17 protein-coding genes are annotated in these 20,072 nt (G+C 55.4%); 10 read left to right on the top strand and 7 right to left on the bottom strand.

Translation table 11 applies throughout. The annotated features are described in order from the left end of the window. Positions 1-267 precede the first annotated feature (267 nt). Positions 268-1,152: a LysR family transcriptional regulator gene (locus EV294_RS27210; protein ID WP_132312714.1), complete on the bottom strand. Its 885-nt coding sequence runs from the start codon at positions 1,150-1,152 to the stop codon at positions 268-270. Between the two features lie 134 nt (positions 1,153-1,286). Between EV294_RS27210 and EV294_RS27215 the strand changes: the two genes are divergently transcribed. Then, on the top strand, positions 1,287-2,531 hold the full coding sequence (locus EV294_RS27215) for an MFS transporter (RefSeq protein WP_165930828.1): 1,245 nt from the start codon (positions 1,287-1,289) through the stop codon (positions 2,529-2,531). An 84-nt stretch (positions 2,532-2,615) separates the two neighbouring features. On the opposite strand, the gene EV294_RS27220 is transcribed toward EV294_RS27215, so the two are convergent. Continuing rightward, a complete protein-coding gene (locus EV294_RS27220; protein WP_132312718.1) occupies positions 2,616-2,981 on the bottom strand; it encodes a winged helix-turn-helix transcriptional regulator in 366 nt (121 codons plus the stop codon). A 135-nt stretch (positions 2,982-3,116) separates the two neighbouring features. On the opposite strand from EV294_RS27220, the gene EV294_RS27225 reads away from it, so the two are divergent. After that, complete coding sequence (locus EV294_RS27225; protein ID WP_132312720.1) at positions 3,117-3,470, top strand: DoxX family protein; 354 nt, start codon at positions 3,117-3,119, stop codon at positions 3,468-3,470. 107 nt (positions 3,471-3,577) lie between these two features. Here the strand turns inward: EV294_RS27225 and EV294_RS27230 are convergent, their stop codons facing one another. Both EV294_RS27230 and EV294_RS27235 read right to left on the bottom strand, forming a co-directional pair. After that, entirely contained in the window at positions 3,578-4,090 is a 513-nt protein-coding gene (locus EV294_RS27230; protein ID WP_132312722.1) for a DUF302 domain-containing protein, read from the bottom strand. Positions 4,091-4,164: 74 nt separating this feature from the next. Further along, the gene (locus EV294_RS27235) at positions 4,165-5,019 is read right to left on the bottom strand and encodes a LysR family transcriptional regulator (RefSeq protein ID WP_132312724.1); all 855 of its coding nucleotides are present in this window, start codon (positions 5,017-5,019) and stop codon (positions 4,165-4,167) included. Positions 5,020-5,151: 132 nt separating this feature from the next. On the opposite strand from EV294_RS27235, the gene EV294_RS27240 reads away from it, so the two are divergent. Then, a complete protein-coding gene (locus tag EV294_RS27240; protein ID WP_132312726.1) occupies positions 5,152-5,664 on the top strand; it encodes a GNAT family N-acetyltransferase in 513 nt (170 codons plus the stop codon). Between the two features lie 26 nt (positions 5,665-5,690). Here EV294_RS27240 and EV294_RS27245 read toward each other — a convergent pair whose 3' ends face one another. The 3 genes from EV294_RS27245 to EV294_RS27255 are packed head-to-tail and all read right to left on the bottom strand — an operon-like array spanning position 5,691 to position 8,386. Next, positions 5,691-6,170, bottom strand: coding sequence for a hypothetical protein (locus tag EV294_RS27245; RefSeq protein ID WP_132312728.1), 480 nt, complete (start codon positions 6,168-6,170; stop codon positions 5,691-5,693). 18 nt (positions 6,171-6,188) lie between these two features. Continuing rightward, a complete protein-coding gene (locus EV294_RS27250; RefSeq protein WP_132312730.1) occupies positions 6,189-6,887 on the bottom strand; it encodes a response regulator transcription factor in 699 nt (232 codons plus the stop codon). Next, on the bottom strand, positions 6,884-8,386 hold the full coding sequence (locus EV294_RS27255) for a sensor histidine kinase (RefSeq protein ID WP_132312732.1): 1,503 nt from the start codon (positions 8,384-8,386) through the stop codon (positions 6,884-6,886). Before EV294_RS27255 ends, EV294_RS27250 begins: the two co-directional genes overlap by 4 nt. A 183-nt stretch (positions 8,387-8,569) precedes the next feature. On the opposite strand from EV294_RS27255, the gene EV294_RS27260 reads away from it, so the two are divergent. From EV294_RS27260 to EV294_RS27290, 7 genes are all read left to right on the top strand, one after another. Continuing rightward, on the top strand, positions 8,570-11,107 hold the full coding sequence (locus EV294_RS27260) for a beta-mannosidase (protein WP_132312734.1): 2,538 nt from the start codon (positions 8,570-8,572) through the stop codon (positions 11,105-11,107). A gap of 441 nt (positions 11,108-11,548) precedes the next feature. After that, entirely contained in the window at positions 11,549-12,229 is a 681-nt protein-coding gene (locus EV294_RS27265) for a response regulator transcription factor (protein ID WP_132312736.1), read from the top strand. Continuing rightward, a complete protein-coding gene (locus EV294_RS27270; protein WP_132312738.1) occupies positions 12,226-13,533 on the top strand; it encodes a sensor histidine kinase in 1,308 nt (435 codons plus the stop codon). The genes EV294_RS27265 and EV294_RS27270 overlap by 4 nt, the downstream gene beginning before the upstream one ends. Positions 13,534-14,049: 516 nt before the next feature. Continuing rightward, positions 14,050-15,552, top strand: coding sequence for an extracellular solute-binding protein (locus EV294_RS27275; protein WP_132312740.1), 1,503 nt, complete (start codon positions 14,050-14,052; stop codon positions 15,550-15,552). Beyond that, a complete protein-coding gene (locus tag EV294_RS27280) occupies positions 15,552-16,256 on the top strand; it encodes an ABC transporter ATP-binding protein (protein ID WP_132312742.1) in 705 nt (234 codons plus the stop codon). Before EV294_RS27275 ends, EV294_RS27280 begins: the two co-directional genes overlap by 1 nt. Then, positions 16,210-17,283 carry an efflux RND transporter periplasmic adaptor subunit gene (locus EV294_RS27285; protein WP_132312744.1) on the top strand — a complete coding sequence of 358 codons (1,074 nt, stop codon included), beginning with the start codon at positions 16,210-16,212 and terminating at the stop codon, positions 17,281-17,283. The genes EV294_RS27280 and EV294_RS27285 overlap by 47 nt, the downstream gene beginning before the upstream one ends. Further along, positions 17,283-20,063: an ABC transporter permease gene (locus tag EV294_RS27290; RefSeq protein ID WP_132312746.1), complete on the top strand. Its 2,781-nt coding sequence runs from the start codon at positions 17,283-17,285 to the stop codon at positions 20,061-20,063. Before EV294_RS27285 ends, EV294_RS27290 begins: the two co-directional genes overlap by 1 nt. Positions 20,064-20,072 lie beyond the last annotated feature (9 nt).

Genomic DNA, 20,072 nt, shown 5'->3' on the forward strand with positions numbered 1-20,072 from the left:
TAGGGACCTTAAAGTCCGCCGAAACAGCAAAACCTGCCGATATTCGGCCGCTACAGGGTCGTTAAGGTCCCTAAGGGACCCTAACCTAGCGAAATAGCTGGCTAGGTAGGAGGATAAGGTCCCTAAGGGACCCTAACCATACCACTTTAAACGATAAGACCCTGCCAGGGTCTTATCCAACTCAAAAAGCCAACAGATAGCTGGATAGAGATCCCGCAGGGTCTTATTTCATGCGAAATTGGTGCAAGTGGGGATGTCTTAAGCCAGCTACATTTTCCCGAAGAAGCCGATCACAAAGTCGCGGAAATGAACAGCCGCCTGCGACAGGTAATGCTTGCGGTTCCAGGCGATGCCGAAGGTGCGGCGGCAGACCGGATCCGTGATCTTGAGCTGCACGGTTCCCGGGCTGGATGCCCGATTGCCCAGCGACAGCGGAAGCGTGAAGGTAATGCCAAGGCCCATCTCGACAAGCGTCTGAATGGAGCTGGCCTCCTCCAGTTCAAAGGCGACCCGTGGCTCGAAGCCGGCCTGTCGGCAGAAGCCGTCCGTTATTTCACGGAAGTTGGAGCGGGAGGAAAGCGCGATAAACGGCTCGTCCGCCGCTTCAATCAAGGAGATGCTCTCCCGCGCGGCAAAGCGATGTCCCTTCGGCACGGTCAAGCAAAGCTCTTCCTCCGCAAGAGTCAACCACACGATGTCCGGCCCGTTAATGTGAGTCGTGGAGATGCAAAAATCGATGTCGGCATTCTCCAGCTCGCTTCTCATCTCCGAGACGGAGCCTAACTGCTGTTGGATAATTCGAATATGCGGATGCATCGTCAGAAACTCCTTCAGCATCAGGGGCAGCACATAGGGCAGTGTAACGGAAATCGAAACGGTGCCGTACTCGAGCCCGGCCATATCCGTAATTTCGCGTTCGCCTTCTTCAAGCTCAAGAAAAGCCCGTTCGACGCGATTGAGATAGGTTTTGCCGAAGGCATTCAGCTTCACATGCCTGCCCTGCCGTTCAAAGAGCGGCACGCCGAGCCGCTTCTCCAACCGGTTGATGGAGTTGCTGAGCGACGGCTGCGAGACGTTGAGTTCCTTGGCGGCTTTCGTAATATGCTCATGCCGGGCGACGGCTTGAAAATATTTTAACTGGAGAAACTCCAAGCGGGTCACTCTCCTTATATAACTTTCATGTGATGATTTCATTATAAAATAAGTATTATACTTTATAAATTTGAGATTTTATAATGATTCAGCATATACAGAAAGTTTCAAACAGGGATTGGAGAGCGTTGACCTTGCTAAGAGATAAAATCTGGACGAGAAACTTCGTCACTATTTGCGTGAGCAGTTTTTTTATGTTCCTGACCTTCTACGTCCTGACGACGGCTTTTCCGCTGTATGTCCGGGATAGTCTGCACGGCGGCCAGCAGCAGATGGGTCTTGTCATTACGATTTATGTGATTGGCGGCGTGTTGATCCGGCCATTCTCCGGCCAGTGGGTCGACCGCTTCGGCAAACGGAAAATGGCGATTATCGGAATGGTTATTTTCCTGCTCGCCTGCCTTAGTTATTTCGGAACGAAAGGCATTATTCTGTTCCTTATTGTCCGCTTCATTCACGGCATGAGCTACGCGGTTGCCTCAACGGCGATGAGCACGGTTGCGGCAACGATCGTTCCCGTATCTCGGCAGGGTGAAGGAATGGGCTATTATACGATGTTTATGAGTATCGCTATGGTCGTGGGACCGGCGCTGGGGCTGTTCCTGTGGAAGGACCAGAATATTAACGTGCTGCTGCTTGCGATATGCATCATCGCGGCATTGTCGCTTGGCTTTGCTTTTGTCTTGAAGATGCCGGGCGAAAAAGGGCTGAGGACATCGGCCATTCCTGCCGCAGCCGCTGAGCCGATTGCCCAAGAACAGCCGGAGAAAAAAGGCTGGCGCCTAAACCATTTCCTCGAGCCTGCGGCACTGCCGATCTCGCTTGTCGGCTTTATTCTTTCATTTGCCTATAGCTCTTTATCCAGCTTTATGGCCTCGTTTACGGATGAGATTCACCAGTCGCAGGTAACGGGCACCTTCTTTATGGTGTTTGCCGTGATGATCGTCGTTTTCCGGCCGGTTATCGGCAAAGTGTTCGACCGTTACAAGGAGCATTATCTGTATTATCCGGGCATTGGCCTGTTTGCGGTGGGCATGTTTCTGCTGAGCCAAGCGCATTCCGCGGCAATGGTATTGTTCGCCGGCGTCATTATGGGAATCGGCTACGGCGCCTTGCTGCCGTGTTTCCAGACGCTTGCGATCAAGCTGTCGCCGGAGCACCGGCGGGGCAGCGCCAACGGCACGTTTTTCCTCATGTTTGACCTTGGCTACGGGCTCGGCTCGTATTTCATGGGGATGATCGCTTCCTTGACGGATTACCGGATGATGTACCTCGTGGCGGGTATTATAGCTGTTATTTGCGCCGGAGGTTACTACATTCTTCATCATCGTCCCCGGGCAAGAGAAGCTGTTCGCACTCAACAAGCAAATGTTGCGTAAGGCATTGGATAGACAAAAGAAGAGGCCATAACGGGCCCGATACAAACGGAAACGGACTAGCGTGATGCGAGCGCTAGTCCGTTTTTATTTCGTTTCGGCTTCCTCCAGCTTGCGGCCTTCGCCGTACAGCTCGCTTAAATGCTGAATATGCATGGTGCCCCACTTATTGATCTCTTCCAGGAGAGGCGTCATTTTCATCCCGTATTCCGTAATGGAGTATTCGACCTTCGGAGGGATCTGCATATAGATTTTCCGGTGCACAATGTCGTGGTATTCCAATTCTCTGAGCTGAGAGGTCAGCATTTTCTTCGTAATGTCCGGCAGCGCCCGTTGGAGCTCGCTGAACCGCATCGTACCGTTAGTGAAAAGCTGATATAGAATAACAGGCTTCCATTTGCCGACTAGAATTTCTAATGCGGTTTCCACCCGGCTGCAGTTTTCGTCTGTCATAATTCCTCCAATCCCATGCGGGGCTTAAGGTTTCTTTTTGGATACTAGGTTTATTTGATGTGCCTACTTCCGCCTTGTGACCCTTGGGTTTATTATATCGCTATAAACAACACGTAATCAAGGAGGGCGTATCTTATGAATATTGCATTGTGGATCGCGCAAGCATTGTTAGCATTAATGTTTATTCCGGCAGGTTTCATGAAAACCTTTCAGCCCCATAAAGTAAAAAGCACGATGCCGTGGGCAAAGGACGCTTCTACAGGCTATGTTGCTTTTATCGGCCTGTCCGAGCTGCTTGGCGGTTTGGGGTTGATTCTCCCGTGGGCAACCGGTATCGCGCCGGTGCTGACGCCAATCGCGGCAATCGGCATCGCGGTCATTATGCTGCTTGCCGCCGTATTCCATGCCAGACGCGCGGAATACAGCAGCATCGGCATGAATATCCTGATGCTGGCCGTGGCTTTGTTCGTGGCAATCGGCCGTTTCTAAACGCCGTGCCGAATGAAAGAGAAGGAGGGTACTGCCTCATGCAGTACCCTCCTTCCCTTTTTTAAATATAAGAAAGTATAAGTTTGCGCGGCCGTTTACGCTTGTCGCTACATCATAATGGAACGCACAACGCTGTAAATCTTCGCATCAAGCAGCTTGCCGTATGGCGCAAGTGCCGGCTGGTGGAGCGCGCCGAGAAACGAGGACGGCCGGTCAAACGATATGATCGCCCCGCGCGGGCCGCCGTTATCGTATAAAGTGACGCGGAAAGGAACGTAAAGGCTGGCCCTTCTGTCGATAGCAATAATGGGCTCCGCGATGAGCGGATTGCCAACCAGATAGAGGCGGCTTTGCTTGATGCCGTTATGAAGCGACAGGAGCGCGCCCTGATTCACTTCCGACAAGATCATCAGTCCATGCGGGCCTTCCAGCTGCTTCACAGCAGCCTCTACATGTTCCCAAGAAGCTTGCTGCAGAGCGAGCTGATCCCCGAGCTCAGGCTCCCATCTTCCCATTTGCCGTTCAAATGCGGCGACAAGCGCTTCATAAGAAAGCCCTGTCGGAATGTCTTCTCTTACGATCACCGCATAACCAGCTGTTATTGGCTCTCCGTGTCTCATCCGCGATCCTCCTTTTTGCCGGGATAAGCAGTCAGCAAATTGTATGAGAGGAAGCGGAAGCATATGACAGCAAATTACGAAAGTCCAAGCATCCGCAGGGCAAGCTTGACGCTGCCATGCTGCTGCTGGTCGGTCAAGTAGGTGGCGTATGCCCGGATGGACGGAGACTTGACGGCGCAAGGCAGCTCGAACAAAGCCTGCGAATCGAGATAAGGCTGCGCGATGGACCGGGGCAGGAAGCCAAAGAAATCCCCTTGCAGCAGAATCGTCAGCATGATGGAGGAATGATCGATCTCCAGAGAGGGAACATAACCCGTACCCGCGAATTCCGCGAACCACTCCGGAAAAGGGGTGCCCCAAGCAAGGTGGCAATAACCCGCCGAGCGGAAATCCTCTTGCTGTATAACGCCGAGTTTAGGCTGCTTGGACACGAGAAGGAGCTCATCCTCGAACAGCAGCTGCCTTGTCACCTTCGGATGCTCGGGCGGATCAAATCGGATGGAGAGATGCACCATACCATCCAGGAGCAGGTCCCGGACCATATAGCTGGGGTCAATATGACTGTAGAATTTCACGGCGACCTGCGGATTATCGTTTTTGAAGGCGAGAATCCGGGACAAATATCGGTAATGCCAGACCGAGCCGGGACCACTCATTACAACCGAATGCTCGAACGTATCCGACAGCGTCAGCTTGCTTTCCTCGAATAACCGCAGCATTCTTTCGGCATAAGGGTAAAAGGCGATGCCCCCCTGAGTTAGGCTTACGTTCCGGTTATCCCGCTGAAACAGCTCTTTGCCGACAGCGGCCTCAAGCGCCTTGATTCTTGCGGTTATGGCCGATTGCGAGATATGAAGATGCTCGGCCGCCTTCGTAAAGTTAAGGAGATGAGCGATTGCGATAAACGCTTCAAGCTGCGAGAAATCCATGCGAATGAGCTACGTCCTTTCATGATCGAAAATATGAATCATAATAACCTATATTATTCGTTATACAAATGATAATCATGCCATTATGATGGGGTATAGGCAAGCTTTGAAGAAGGATGGAGGGAAAGCAGCATGAGCAATAATATCGTTATCGAACGTTTAACTTCGCTAGAGACCTCGATAGAGGAACTGGCAAGCGTGCTGGTTCAAGTCGTGGAGGACGGTGCATCCGTCGGGTTCCTGCCGCCGCTCAGCCAAGAGGAAGCGATACGATACTGGAGGAGCGTACCGGATCCGGAGGTCCTGTTGTTTGTGGCCAGGCTTGACGGGCGAATCGCTGCTGCCGTGCAGCTTCAGCTTTGCGGCAAATTGAACGGCTCGCATCGCGCGGAGATTGCGAAGCTAATGACTCATCCGCAGTGCCGCCGCAGGGGGATTGCCCGGAAGCTGATGCTTGCGGCCGAGGAGGCGGCGCTTGAGGAGAATCGGTCGCTGCTTGTACTGGATACCAGGGAAGGAGATCCGTCGAATCTGCTGTACGCGTCTTTGGGTTATCAGCTGGCGGGCCGTATTCCGGGTTTCGCGAGATCGGCTGACGGAAGCCTGGACGCGACGATGATTTATTACAAGAATATCGGCCGCTGACGGAGGAAAAATCGAAACCCCGGATCTTATAAGGCCGGGGCTTTTCGTTTGCCGCCCGGCTTCCACACGGACAGCACATACATAACGATAAGGGATACCGTCTGCAAGGCGATGCCGATCATAAGCCAAGTATGATGGACGGTCAGGCTTCCATCGTCGTCGAGCCCCCGCAAGGTCCATTCGTATAAGCCGATGAACCCGATACCGATCGCAAGCAGGGTAAGGGCCTCTTTGGCGATCACCCAATAATAACGGAACAATCCCCAGGAGGTTAGCACCGACAGCGCAATGCCGGTTACCGTGGTGCCAATCGTGGAGGCGCGTACGCTGGAATCGGCCAACAGATGCATAATGCGGTAGCAAGACCTTAGCGTGTCGGGATCATCCGTAACGGATGCGGTTAAGGCCAGGATAATAAACACAACCTGCACGCCAAGCATAATTGCCGCAAAAAGAATATGAAGCAGGAGTAAGATTCGCCGCTGCTGCAACGTAATTTTTTTCAAGCGCTCCATTCCTCCCTCTTAAATATTGAACCGGTACCCGACTCCCCAGATCGTCTCGACATATTGAGGCTTCGACGGGTCGCGCTCGATCTTCTCACGCAGCTTGCTGATGTGAACGGTGACCGTTGCATGGTCGCTTCCGATTGCGTCCATTCCCCAAATCTGTTCGAACAGATCCTCTTTTCGGAAGACACGGTTCGGATGGGTGACGAGATAGAGGAGCAGATCGTATTCCTTGGCCGTAAAAGGCACTTCGCGCTCGTTCACGAACACCCGGCGGGACGGCTTCTCGATCCGGATCCCGTTCAGCCGCAGCTCATCCCTGCGCTGCTTGTTTTGACCTTGTCCGACCAGCCGCTCATAGCGCGACAGATGGGCTTTTACCCGGGCTACCAGCTCGCCAAGGCCAAACGGCTTGAGAATGTAATCATCCGCTCCAAGTCCAAAGCCGCGGATTTTATCGATCTCTTCCTTCTTCGCCGACACGATAAGAATCGGAACATTGCTTGCTTCGCGAATCCGGCGGCATACCTCGTAACCGTCCATGGACGGTAGCATCAGGTCCAGCAGGATGAGGTCATATTCGCCCTGAAGCGAAAGTTCCAGGCCCGAATCGCCGCGCTCGGCCATATCGACCTCAAAGCCGTGGGCAACCAAATAATCCTTCTGCACCTCGGCAATAACCGGATCGTCCTCAATTATCAAAATCCGCTTCATCTTGCGCCTCCATTCCCCGGCTTCGTTCCGTCCCGTTTCCATGCAGGGAACCGAAGCTGTATCGTTGTTCCTTCACCTGTCTTGCTGGCAGCCGATGCGGTTCCGCCATGCGCTTCTATAATTTGCTTCACAATGGCGAGCCCAAGTCCGCTGTTGCCTTTGCCGGGGCTTCGCGAGGACTGCGCCCGGAAGAACCGGTCAAATACGCGGGGCAGAGCATCGGCGGGAATACCTTCGCCGTTATCCCGTATTTGCAGGAGATAGATGCCGCCGGGCTCCTGATCAAGCGAGAATTGCAGCTTTTTCGTCTCGCCCTTCATATATTGAAGGCTGTTGTCGGCCAGATTCATAAGCGCGCGGTGAAGCTTTTGCCGGTCTGCTTGTATAAGGACCTGCTCCATGCCGGCGCTTGGCGTAAAGGTAACCTCCGTCCCGCTGAAGCGGGGATCAAGCTGCAACTCGTTAACGTACTGAATCATATAGGCCGTTAAATCAACCGTCTCCCACTGAAAAGGCAGCTTGCCCGTATCCAGCGTCGAATACAGCTGCAGCTCCTCGATCATCCGGTTCATCTCGGTTGTTTTGCCGGCAATCATCTGCACGTACTTCTGCCGCTTTTCTTCCGTATCGGCAATGCCGTCGCTGAGGCAATCCGTGCAGCCTTGAATCGCGGTGATTGGCGTCTTCAGATCATGGGAGATGTTCGCCAGCAGCTCCTTGCGGCCATGCTCCAGCTCAAGCTGGGCTCCCAGGGAGGCCTGCAGGCGAACGCGCATTTCTTCGAAAGCAGCCCCAAGCTGTCCGATCTCATCCTGCCTTCGCAGCCGAATGGGATGCTCCAGATCGCCTTCCCGGATATGGCCGGCTGCTTCCTTCAAGGCGTAAAGAGGCTTGACGATGCTTCGCGAGACGAGATAAGTAAGCAGACCGTTGGTGACGATAAGCGCCCCGAGCAGGGTGAGCAGCACCAGCGGAACCAGCCGCTTGAAGAAGTCCGCTACCGGCTTCATGTCGGAGACGATGACCAGCTTGCCTCTGCTGCCGTCGGGGCTTGAGAAGGCAATCGTATTCCATTGGGTGCCGCTTGGCGGACCGGGATTCTCCGCTTTCATGCGACCATTGGCCAAGTCGGTTGGAATTTGATCGGCGGACAGCCCGGGCGAGACATACGTTGCTTCGTCATCTCGGATGACGATCATCCCGGACTCCACCTCCCGGAGCCTTGCTCCCGTGTCGGTCAGAAATGCCGGATCGGCCAGCAGCTTGGGGTCATGCTCGGCGATGAACTTCAGGCCGGAGGCCAGCTCACTCCGTTCCGCGAACAGATCGCGTATAGAGCTGAGCGGGAACGAATGCCCGGATTTACCGCCTCCCCCGGCACCGGGAAGGGCGTCTTTTATAAGCAGATTCCCCAGCAGCGCGATGGTCAGCCCGAACAAAAGGATCGGAACGGCGATCATGGCCGCATAGGAGAGTATCAGTTTTTTTCGGATGGACATAACTCCATGCACCTCATTTCTCTATCATTGTAGCCTGCCCGTTCAAATTTTCTATAAAATAAACCTGAAAAAAGTATAAATTAGTGAGGTATACATTTGTTTCGCACCTCCGTTATACTACAGTCGAATGCATCCATTTACGCAAATACCATTGGCAATGGCCTTATATTTAGGAGGATTCTCATGAGCGAGTTGAAGTGGCGGATTTCGAACTGGACGTTTAAGAATAGCGAAGAGCAGGAGTGGAAGCCGGCTTTCGTACCGGGCTGCGTGCACACGGACCTGCTGAAGAACGGCCTTATTTCCGAGCCTTTTGCCCAGACCAACGAGAGGGACTTGCAGTGGATTGATAAAAAGACATGGGAATACGAAGCCGTATTCGACGCCCCGGGCGAACTGCTTGCGCATGCCAAGCTCGAGCTGGTGTTCGAGATGCTGGATACGTACGCGGACGTGTACTTGAACGATGCTTTAATCCTGTCGGCGGACAATATGTTCCGCACTTGGACGGTTGACGCGAAGCCTCATGTCCGGGAAAAGGGCAATCGCTTGTACATTCGCTTCCGTTCCCCCGTTGAAGAGGGGTTGGCTAAGCTGGAGTCTTACGGTCCCGGATTGCCGGCACCGAATGACGACTCCGTTACCGGAGGCCTTGAAGGCAAAAAAGTAAGCGTATTCTCGCGCAAAGCGCCGTATCATTACGGCTGGGACTGGGGTCCGCGCTTTGTAACGAGCGGGCTTGGCCGGCCGGTTTATTTGCGGGGCTGGAGCGGCGCGCGAATCACGGATCTGTACGTGGGGCAGGACGAAGTGACGGCTGCCGAGGCGAAGTTAACGGTTCAGCTCGCGGTGGAATCGGAGAACGGCGGCGAGTTTGAGCTTAAGCTGCATACCGATAACGGACGGGAATGGACGCGCAAGGTCGTTCTTGAGAGCGGTGCGCAGACCGTTGCCTGGCCGCTTACGATTGAGCAGCCGAAGCTGTGGTGGTCCCGCGGTCTTGGAGAGCCTCATTTGTATACGTTTACGGCAGCGCTCTCGCAAGGGCAGAAGGAGCTGGCTCAAGCCTCCGCAGTGACCGGACTTCGCTGCGTTAAGCTTATTCGCAAGCCGGACGAGCATGGATCGTCGTTCTACTTCGAGGTGAACGGCATTCCGGTCTTCGCGAAGGGCGCTAACCATATTCCAAACGACAGCTTTTTCGCCGAGGTGACCGAGGAACGCTACCGCCACGAGATTGCAAGCGCGGTGGAATCGAACTTTAATATGCTCCGCGTATGGGGCGGGGGCTTCTACGAACAGGATATTTTCTATCGGCTATGCGACGAAAACGGTCTCCTGGTCTGGCAGGACTTTATGTTCGCCTGCAGCATGTACCCGGGCGATGAAGCGTTCCTGAGCAGCGTTCGCGCGGAAGCGGAGGACAATGTGCGCCGTCTGCGCAACCATCCAAGCATCGCATTATGGTGCGGCAACAATGAGATTGATGCGGCTTGGTCGCAATTTGAGGAGGATAAGGGCTGGGGCTGGAAGCAGCTGTTTACCGCCGAGCAGCGGGAACGAATCTGGGCGGATTACGAGGCCGTCTTCCATCGGGTGCTGCCGGAGGTTGTGGCGGCGATGGCGCCGGATGTTGCATACTGGCCATCATCGCCGATGCAGCGTCTGACGGGCAATAGCGAGCAGCATGCGACAAACAACTCATCGCACGGCGATATCCATTATTGGGCGGTATGGCATGCGCAGGAGCCGTTCGAGCAGTACAACGAGAATATCGGACGCTTCATGAGCGAGTACGGCTTCCAGTCCTTCCCCGAATATAAGACCGTACGGGCTTACGCGGAAGAGAAGGATATGGCGCTGGATTCCGAGGTGATGCTGCATCACCAGAAGAATGGACGGGGCAACTTCCTGATCAAGGATTATGCGGACCGGTATATGAAGCAGCCGAAGGATTTCCCTTCCTTCCTCTATATCAGCCAGGTGCTGCAGGCCGAAGCGATGAAGCAGGCGATTGAAGCGCATCGCCGGAGCATGGACTATTGCATGGGTTCGTTATATTGGCAGATCAATGACTGCTGGCCGGTTGCGTCCTGGTCGAGCATGGATTACTACGGCAGATGGAAAGCCGCTCAATACCTGATCAAGAACAGCTTTGCCGATGTTCTTTTGTCCTTCGATCAGAAGGAAGACGTGACGAACCTCCATGTGGTGTCCGACCTTGGGCATTCCATTGACGCGGTGCTGGAGTGGAGCCTGCATGAGCTGGACGGCACGCTGCTGAAGTCCGGTTCCGAGACGGTTGCCATTGGCGCCCGTTCGGCTAAGCCGGTTCTCTCTTTGTCCGCCGAGCAGCTGGGCGAGTTTAATCCGGGCTGCGTGGTACTGGCCGGCCGTTTGATTCAAGCGGGCCGGGAGCTGGCAAGCTCCAAGCATTATTTTGTCTACGCGAAGGAGCTGGCGCTTACGGATCCCGAGATCGCGGTGGAAGAAGCAGCCGGCAGCGAGGGGACGGCCTTCGTATTAACGGCCAAGCGACTGGCCAAGCAAGTCTGGGTGCAAGCGGAGGAGGAAGGCATCTTTACGGATAACTTCTTCGATCTGATTCCGGGTATCCCCGTAACGGTTCAGTTCAAGAAAAAAGCGGCGGACCAAGCGTTGTTCGTCCCTGCGGCGCCGGGACAGGTAACGGTGCAGTCGATGTTTAACTACGCGAAATAAAGGATGAACGATAAGATACGATGCTCCATCGCTTTCGTTGGCGATGGGGCATCTTTTTTGTAGGCACAGGAGGAGGACGCGCATAAGACCCTGTCAGGGCCTTATGCGGCACGGGATCCGATGGAGCGCAAACCATGCATGGACGGCAGAAAGGCAACCGATAAGACCCTCGCAGGGGTCTTATTGGTTGCTGAAGTGGCGGTCCCGAGACGCCGAAGCGGGCGTAGTCATGGAAGTTAAGGTCCCTAAGGGACCTTAAGCAAGCGAAAGGAGTAGCTAGATAGACGGTTAAGGTTCCCTGAGGGGCATTAACATCACTGGAGTGGCGGTCTCGAGCGCCGAAGCGGGTGTAGGCATGAAAGTTAAGTCTTCTAACTCTTCTTTAAGGTTCATCCTGTACAATGGGGCAAGTCATTATGTTAGAAGAAGGGGCAGAGAGCCTTGCGGATACTCATTGTGGAAGACGAAAAACCGCTTCGCGACGCCGTTGCGACGGTTCTGAAGGAAGAAGCTTATCAGGTCGATGAAGCAGACAACGGACTGGAAGGTCTGTATTTGGCCGATCAACGCATTCATGATCTGATCATTCTGGATATTATGCTGCCTGGCATGGACGGGGTAGCCGTTCTTCGGGAGCTGCGCGGAAAAGGCCTGACCACGCCAATTCTGCTGCTCACCGCAAGGGATGGAGTAGAGGACCGGGTACTGGGGCTGGATGCGGGCGCCGATGATTATATGATTAAGCCTTTTGCGATGCGGGAGCTCTTGGCCCGTCTTCGCGTGCTTATGCGCCGCCAGCTGCGGGGAGCGAAGGACGGGGAGCTGAACTACGGCAGTCTTTCGGTAAAATGCCACGCGATGGAGGGCTATGCGAGCGGAGAACCTCTGAAGCTGACGGCCAAGGAATTCGAGCTGATGGAGTTTCTGCTGCTGAACCGGGAGCAGATTCTGACCAAGGAGCAGCTGCTTGACCGCGTCTGGGGAATCGATTCGGATGCTAGCCCCGGCGTGGTGGATGTATACGTCCATTATTTGCGCAAAAAGCTTACGCCCTCGGGCTGCGACCGTTATATCCATACCATCCGCGGTGTTGGTTATATGCTGAAGGAGAAGACGTCATGATCAAGCGCACCCGAATGCAGCTGACGATCCGCAACGCCGCTGTTTTATCCATCATACTTATATCGCTGAACGCGCTTGTGTACTTCGTGATGAAGGATATGCTGTTCTCGCAGATCGACAAGTCCCTGACGGGAGTAAGCAATCAGTTGACGGTGGCGGGCGTGAGCTCGAAGATAACCATGCAAGCCTTGCCGTCGCTGCAGATGAAACCAACCGTTATTTATCAGGTAGGCCAGATGAACCGTCCCGTGTTTCAGCTGTACTGGACGAAGGACAATCAGCCGATCCAGCTGCCCGCGGCATCCATGTTCGGGGAAAAAGATCTGAATCACCTCCGCCCGGATAACTTCGGAGACCGTCCCGAGACGGTCAAACTTGGCGACCAGTATTACCGCGTGTTCAACGGCAGTAAGGATTCGGCATCACCGGTGCTCTACAGCAGCATTAGCGGGGAGGTGCAGGTTGGCGTGAAGCAGCAGCTGCTGACGAATATTTCGGCAGAGGTGAGCATGCTGAACCGGCTGCGTATGATTCTGCTCCTCGGCGGGTTTATCGGGCTGCTGGTCGCCGTTGCGGCGGGTTATTATTTGGCTAACCGTGCGCTTATCCCGATCCGCAACTCGATGGAGAAGCAGCAGCAGTTCGTCTCGGACGCCTCGCATGAGCTGCGCACGCCGTTATCCGTCATTCAAGCTCATGCGGAGCTGCTGCTCCGTCATCCGGAGCATACGATTGAGCAGGACAGCAAGCATATTTCCATGGTGCTGCAGGAGACGAGGCGGCTCGGCAAGCTGGTCAGCGGGCTGCTGACGCTGGCGCGCTCCGATTCGAATCAATTAGAGCTGGATAAGAAGCTTATCTCGATGGAGCGGATCGTGCAGGACGGCATCAGCAAGATGACGATGCTGGCGGAGGTTAAGGATATTATTTTGCGCGGCGAAGTAGAGTCGCCTATTCAGCTGCAAGCCGATGAGGAACGGCTGCATCAGCTCCTTATGGCGTTAATGGATAATGCCATTAAATATACGCCGGAGGGCGGAGTCATCCGGGTAGCCTGCCGCAAGCTGGCGCATACCGTGTACCTCGAGGTCGAGGATACGGGAATCGGCATCCCGCCGGAGCATCTTCCGCATATTTTCGACCGGTTCTATCGCGGGGATAAGGCGCGGACAAGGCAGGAAGGCGGAACGGGCCTTGGACTGGCCATCGCCAAATGGATTGTCGAACGCCACGGCGGCAAAATCCGCATCGAGAGCAAGACCGCTGTAGGCACGCGTGTACTGGTCACTTTACCCGTGGGATAATTTACGAACAAGAGAACGCCCTTACTGTCCAAGCTGACGGTTAAGGGCGTTTTTGTGATGGAATTAATAGTTGCGCATACGTTGCACGAAATGCAGCGTAATAGCTCGTTCAGCTCTGTAACGTCAAATACGCTGCATGGATTACAGGATATCGAAGGAAAACAGCACAAATAAGCTCCCACCGGCGTGTTATCCTGCATTTGCTGCACTATATGTTCCCCAAGCGACCCCAAGCGGCTCATTATCCTGCAATACATGCAACGTGTAAGATGAGAGCGCCTCCCAACGGGAAAACTGCGGCAGAAGCCATGCAAAATAGAGCCTGCGCTTGCAAGGGGTGCCGCCTCTGCGCTTGGAGCATGCAGCAGCGAAATGCCGCCTTGCGGTAATCCCCGCCACTTTTTTACCTCCCTTTAATCGTCCTTTAAGCTTGCTTTCAGCTTCTCTAACGGTTTTCTAAGAAACGCGAATCATACTTACCGTTGAACCTATTAAACGAAAGAAGGGTGATCGGCAGTGAGACGAAATAGAAGAGGGCTTGCCACAAGTTTGTTGGCCTTGTCCCTAACCTTAACGGCCTGCACTTCGGGGGGCGGCAAAGAAGGCAGCGCCGCGTTCGGCAGCCTGGACAGAGAGGATAAAGGAACGCTGAAGGTCGGCTATTTCAACGAGGAAGCCTTCTACATGCAGTACGGCAACGCCTTTCAGGCGATGTTCCCGAATGTGGAGCTGGAGGTCGTGTCGACGGAGGAGGCGATGTCGGCGGATGATCCGGTAGCGGCGATGGAGAGCTTTATCGAGGAGCAGCAGCCGGACGCCGTTCTGCTGACGGAGGATCAATACGCGGAGCTCGCAAAGGACGGCAAGCTGTACGATTTGGATGCCGCGGTCAAGCAGGACAGCTTCGACCTCGATTCGTTCCTGCCATCCGTTATCGATCTGCTGAAGGCGCGCGGCGGCGGCAAGCTGTACGGGCTTAGCCCAACCTTCTCGAGCCAGGCGCTTTACTACAACAAAGACCTGTTCGATAAATACGGCGTTCCGTATCCGACGGACGGCATGAGCTGGGAGGAAGTGATGCAGCTGGCGGCAAGGTTCCCGGCGAAAAAGGGCAGCGATAACGTATCCATGGACAAGGTAGGAGCGGATGACGCATTGTACGGGTTATCGCTTCCTATGCAGACGCAGGACTCGTTCGAGCTGATCCGGGAGATTGGCGAGGCCAAAGGACTTCTGTATGCGGACAGCGAGGCCAAGACGGTATCCTTTGACACGCCGGAATGGAAGGCCGTTGTCCAGTCGGTGGTGGACGGATACAAATCGGGCAGCATTTCCACGGTTGCATCGCAAGGAGGAGGCGGTCAGGGAGGATTGATGATCCGCGGAATGGGCGGCGGGAAGACGACCTTTTCGTTTGGTCCGGCTACCATGCGGTTTATGTCCGGACAAGCGGCTATGACGGTGGATGGTCCCATGCTGATGAACATGATGGGCATCAAGGGCGTAAAGATGGCCACGGCAACCAAAGCGGCGGGAAGCGGCGAAGGCGGTTCCGTTAAAGCACCGGGTCAGGACGTGAACTGGGATCTCGTCACGATCCCAACCGACCCTTCGCAGCAAGGGGTTACCGGCAGCATGAGCCTCGATACGATTTTTGCGATTAATGCTTCTTCCGAGAACCTGCCCGCTGCATGGGAATTCCTGAAGTACGCAAACGGCGAGCAGCTCGCAAAGACAAGCTCCAAGTCCTCGCCGGCTCTGTCGGCAAGAACGGCCTACAAGAACGAAGCGGACGGCAAGAACATTGACGCTTTCTACAACGAGAAGATCAATGAGCAGGCATTGCTGCAGGAGGAATCGCTGCCGGATGGCTTTGCGGCTTCCTTCGAGGAGATGGCCGCCGGTCAAATTAATCAGGCGGTTCAAGGTACGCAGTCCGTTGACGATGCGCTTAAGGCCATCCAGTCGCAAGGGCAGGATCTGCTGACGAAGGCGCTGGCGGACGAGGCGGCGGAATAATGGCCGTTCAGCTTATACAGCCTGGGGGTCCGTTGCTTGAGGTGCACGGCGTTTACAAAAGCTTCATTAGCGGCGGCAGCCCCCTTCAGGTGCTGAAGGGGATCGACCTCGCCATCGAATCCGGTAAGCTGACCATGCTTCGGGGGCGTTCCGGCTCGGGAAAAACAACGCTTCTTAATCTGCTCGGCGGATTGGACCAGCCCTCCGAGGGAGAGGTTCTCTTCAGGGGGCGGTCGTTCCGGAACCAAAGCGATAAGCAGCTGACGATGCTTCGGCGCAGGCAGATTGGCTTTGTTTTTCAATCCTTTGCCCTGCTGCCGCTCTTCTCCGCCTGGGAGAATGTCGAGCTGTCGCTCAGAATGGCCGGAGCACGCCGCTCGGAATGGAAGCCAAGGACGGCCAGATGCCTGGAGCTGGTTGGGCTGACGAAGCGGGCCAATCATCGTCCTTCCGAGCTGTCGGGCGGCGAGCAGCAGCGGATTGCGATTGCCAAGGCCATTGCCCATAAACCGGCGCTGCTGCTCGCCGATGAGCCAACGGCGGAGCTGGACTCGCAGATGGCGGCAAAAATCATTGCCATATTTCGCGACATCATCGAAGCGGAGGGAATCGCCATCTGCATGACGACACATGATTCTACGTTATGGGAGGCGGCGGATGTTGTCTATCAGATGGCGGACGGCCGGCTGCAAGAGCCGGAATAAGAAAGGACGCGCGGCAGGCCTGCTGCTTGCGGTGGTCGGCTTTACTCTGCTTGCAGGCTGCTCGCTGATGCCGCAGGAGGAAGAGACGGAGGCGCTGCCGCAAATCAAGGTGCCGAAGATTTCGCAGAAGCCGGAATATCCGGTTCAGCGGAAGACGCTTGAGCTGAAAGCGACCGGCTCGGGCAAGCTGTTGTCCGTGCGGGAGGAGAACTTGTTTTTCGAGACGGATAACCGGAGGATTACGGACGTTCATGTTCAGGCCGGGGATAAGGTGAAGAAGGGACAGGTGCTGGCAGAGCTGGATCCGGGGGACTTGAATAGCCAGATCCGGCGCAAGGAGATCGATATCGAGAAGACCGAGCTGGATTTGAAGGAAGCGATGCGGGGCGACTCCGAAGCCGCGGACAGCGTAATCCTGCGCAAGCAGCAGCTGGATTACGAGCTGATGAAGGAAGAGCTTGCCGAGCTGAGGGAGGAGCTGAACAGCCTGAAGCTGGTGGCCCCTTATTCGGGAACAATCGTCAGCTTTACGGCGGAAAAAGGGGATCTGGCGCGGGCATACGAGGCGATTGGCCGCATTGCCGATATGGATTTGCTGGTCGTTGCCGTACAGTTCAACACGAGCGATATGGACAGCATTGCTCCCGGCATGGAGACGCTCGTGGACATTAACGCCGTGGGCGAATTTAAAGGCAAGGTCAAAAGGCTTCCGGTCGATGACGGGCAGTCAGGCGATAACGGCGGCGAGGAGTCGCTTGATGCCTATGCCCTAATTGAACTCGATAAGCCGCCTGACGGCCTTGGCCGCGGAACGCCTTTGTCGGCCTCCGTCATTGTTCAGCGCAAGGAGAACGTACTTACGATTCCCATAGCCGCGCTCCGGACGCAAAACAGCCGGCATTACGTGCTTGTCGCGGGCAAAGACGGCAGCAAGGGCGAGGTGGACGTCGAGACCGGCATCCAGACCTCAACGGATGTTGAGATTATTAAAGGGCTGGAGGAAGGCCAGAAGGTTGTGGGCAAATAATGCGCATTCTCCAGTTTCTATTTCTGAAAATGTGGCAAAACCGCTGGTTTACGCTCAGCACGCTGCTGGGCTTAACCGTCGCGGCTTCCTTCGCCATGAGTATTCCGATGTATGCGGACGGCACGCTGAAGCGTGTTGTCGCAAAGTCGCTGCAGGAGGAGACGGAAGGTCTCCCCGCCGCTTCCTTGTACATGAAATACCAGTCGGACGGCAGCACTGACGCGGATTGGTCGGGTCTTAACGGACTGGACGAGTGGATCAAGGAGGCTTTGCCGGATCGTATCGGGTTCCCGGTCGAAGCCTACTCCAGCCGAATTAGCCTTCCATCCTCCACGATTCGGAGCAGCGGCTCCGCGCAAGCCGGACGTTTGGTCCGCATGGAGCTCGCCACGCAAAGCGGCGTGCCGGATGCGGTGAAGCTGACGGAAGGGAAGCTGCCAAGAGACGGCATCCAGGACGGTGCAATCGAGGTGCTGGTTCTAAGCGACGCGATGGAACGGTACGACTGGAGGATTGGCGATACGTTCACGTACGATGCCAAAAACGCAGACGGAAAAACAAAGCGGCTGACCCTTCGCATCACCGGTTCCTATACGCTGAAGAACGAGACGGACTTCGGCTGGGCGATTGAAGGCAAGGACAAGCTGGCGGATACGCTGTGGGTCAGCCCGAAGACGATGTTCGGCACCTTGCTTGGCGGCAATAAGCTTATGCCGGGCGAAGGCGGCTGGTACTATGCGTTTGATCTGCAAAATATCCGGATTCGCGACCTGGCCCCTCTTATCGGCGAGCTCGGAAGGCTGGACATTACGCTGCACGGCATGCTGGCAGGCACGAAGATAAATCTCTCATTCGCGGCCATGCTTCATGAGTTCCAGAAGCAAAGTATGCTGCTGCTTGCCATGCTGTTCGCGCTAGCCGCACCGGTGCTGGCAATGGTGCTGTATTTCATTACGCTGAACGCGCAGCAAGCGCTGGAGAGGCAGCGCAGCGATATTGCCGTGCTGCACAGCCGCGGGGCAAGTCCCCGTCAGATTACCGCTTTATATGCGTTGGAGTCGGTTTTGCTGGGATTCACGGCACTCCTGCTTGGCCTGGCGCTGGCCTGGTTTATGGCGAAGGCTATCGGATCGTCGAGCGGCTTCTTGTCCTTTGTCGGGCGAAAATCGATACCGGTCGGCCTGACCGGAATGTCCCTGCTCTTTGGGGGTGTGGCGACGCTGCTGGCGGTAGTGGCGTCTACCGCTCCAATCCGGAAATATGCCGAAGCTTCCGTGGTTGAGCATGCCCGGAAGCGGGCCAGATCGGCAGACAAGCCGTTATGGCAGCGGCTGTATATGGACGCGGCCTTGGCCCTTCTGTCTGCGGCCGGTTGGTACTTGCTGCAAAGCGGCAGCCTCGTGCCTGCGGGAAGCGGGGGAGACACCGCGCTGCAGACCGTTATTTTCGTCCTGCCCGCGTTAATGATCTTCGCCGCCGGTCTGCTCTGTTTAAGGCTGTTCCCGCTGTTGCTGCGGTATTGGAACAAGATCATGCAAAGCCGCATGCCGGTTACCCTGTACGTCACGCTGACGCAGCTGTCCCGTTCGGCGGCAAGCTTTTACCCGCTGATGATTCTGCTCATTCTGACGATTGGGCTTGGCGTGTACAACTCTGCGGCCGCCCGGACCATGGATCTGAATGCCTCGGACCGCACGAAGTATGAATATGGTGCCGACGTCGTGCTCGAGACGGCCTGGGAAGGGGTTCAGGACGAGAATGACCAGAACAAAATTTATTATACGGAGCCGTCGTTTGGGGCATTCCGGAACCTGCAGGGCGTAGAGGCCGCCGCAAGAGTATGGAAGGCAACCGGCAAGGTTGAGGTAAGCGGCAAGTCGGCGGGAAGCGGGCAGGTCGTCGGAATCGACAATGCGGCTTTTGCCGGGACTGCCTGGTTCCGCAACGATTTGTACAAGGTGCATCCTTATTATTATTTGAACGCGTTAGGCACGGCTGAACAGGCTGTGCTTGTATCCGAGGCGTTTGCGAAGAAGCATAGCCTGAAGGAAGGCGATCCGCTTACCATTCAGATCGGCTACGACAATACCCCGGTGGAGTTCGTCGTGGTGGGTGTTGTCCCGTATTGGCCAAGCTTGTACGAGGATGAAGCGCCTTTTTTTATCGGGAATCTGGATTATATTTATCAGCAGGTGGAGAAGACGCCATACGAGGTGTGGCTGAACATGAAGGACGGCGCGAAGCTGGCGAATGTGCTCGATTCGCTTGCTGACCGAGGAATCGAAGTAAGCTCGGTACGGGACGCGCGGGCTGAGCTGATCGACCGTCGCAATCATCCCGCCCAAGGCGGCTTGTTCGGGATCCTAAGTCTCGGCTTTCTGATCTCGCTGCTGGTGTCCTTGCTTGGTTATCTCATCTTCTGGTTCTTCGCGTTGTCGCGCCGGGCGGTTCAGCTTGGCATCCTGCGTGCGATGGGGCTGTCCCGTCTGCAGCTGACAAGCATGCTGCTCCTGGAGCAGCTCTTCACCATGGGACTGTCCGTTGCTGCAGGCATCGGTCTGGGTCAGCTCGCCAGCCGGTTGTTCCTGCCGTTCCTGCAGGATAAAGGCCTGGAGAATGCCAGGCAGGTTCCGCCGTTTAGGATCGTGTTCGAAGCGGGGGATATGCTGAAGCTCTATGCGGCAATCGGCTTTATGCTGGCGGCAGGCGCCTGTCTCCTGCTCTGGCAGCTAAGAAGCCTGCGCATTACGCAGGCCGTTAAGCTTGGGGAGGAACGTTAATGGAAGCAG

It is taken from the genome of Paenibacillus sp. BK033, from assembly GCF_004345425.1.
Lineage (GTDB): Bacteria > Bacillota > Bacilli > Paenibacillales > Paenibacillaceae > Pristimantibacillus.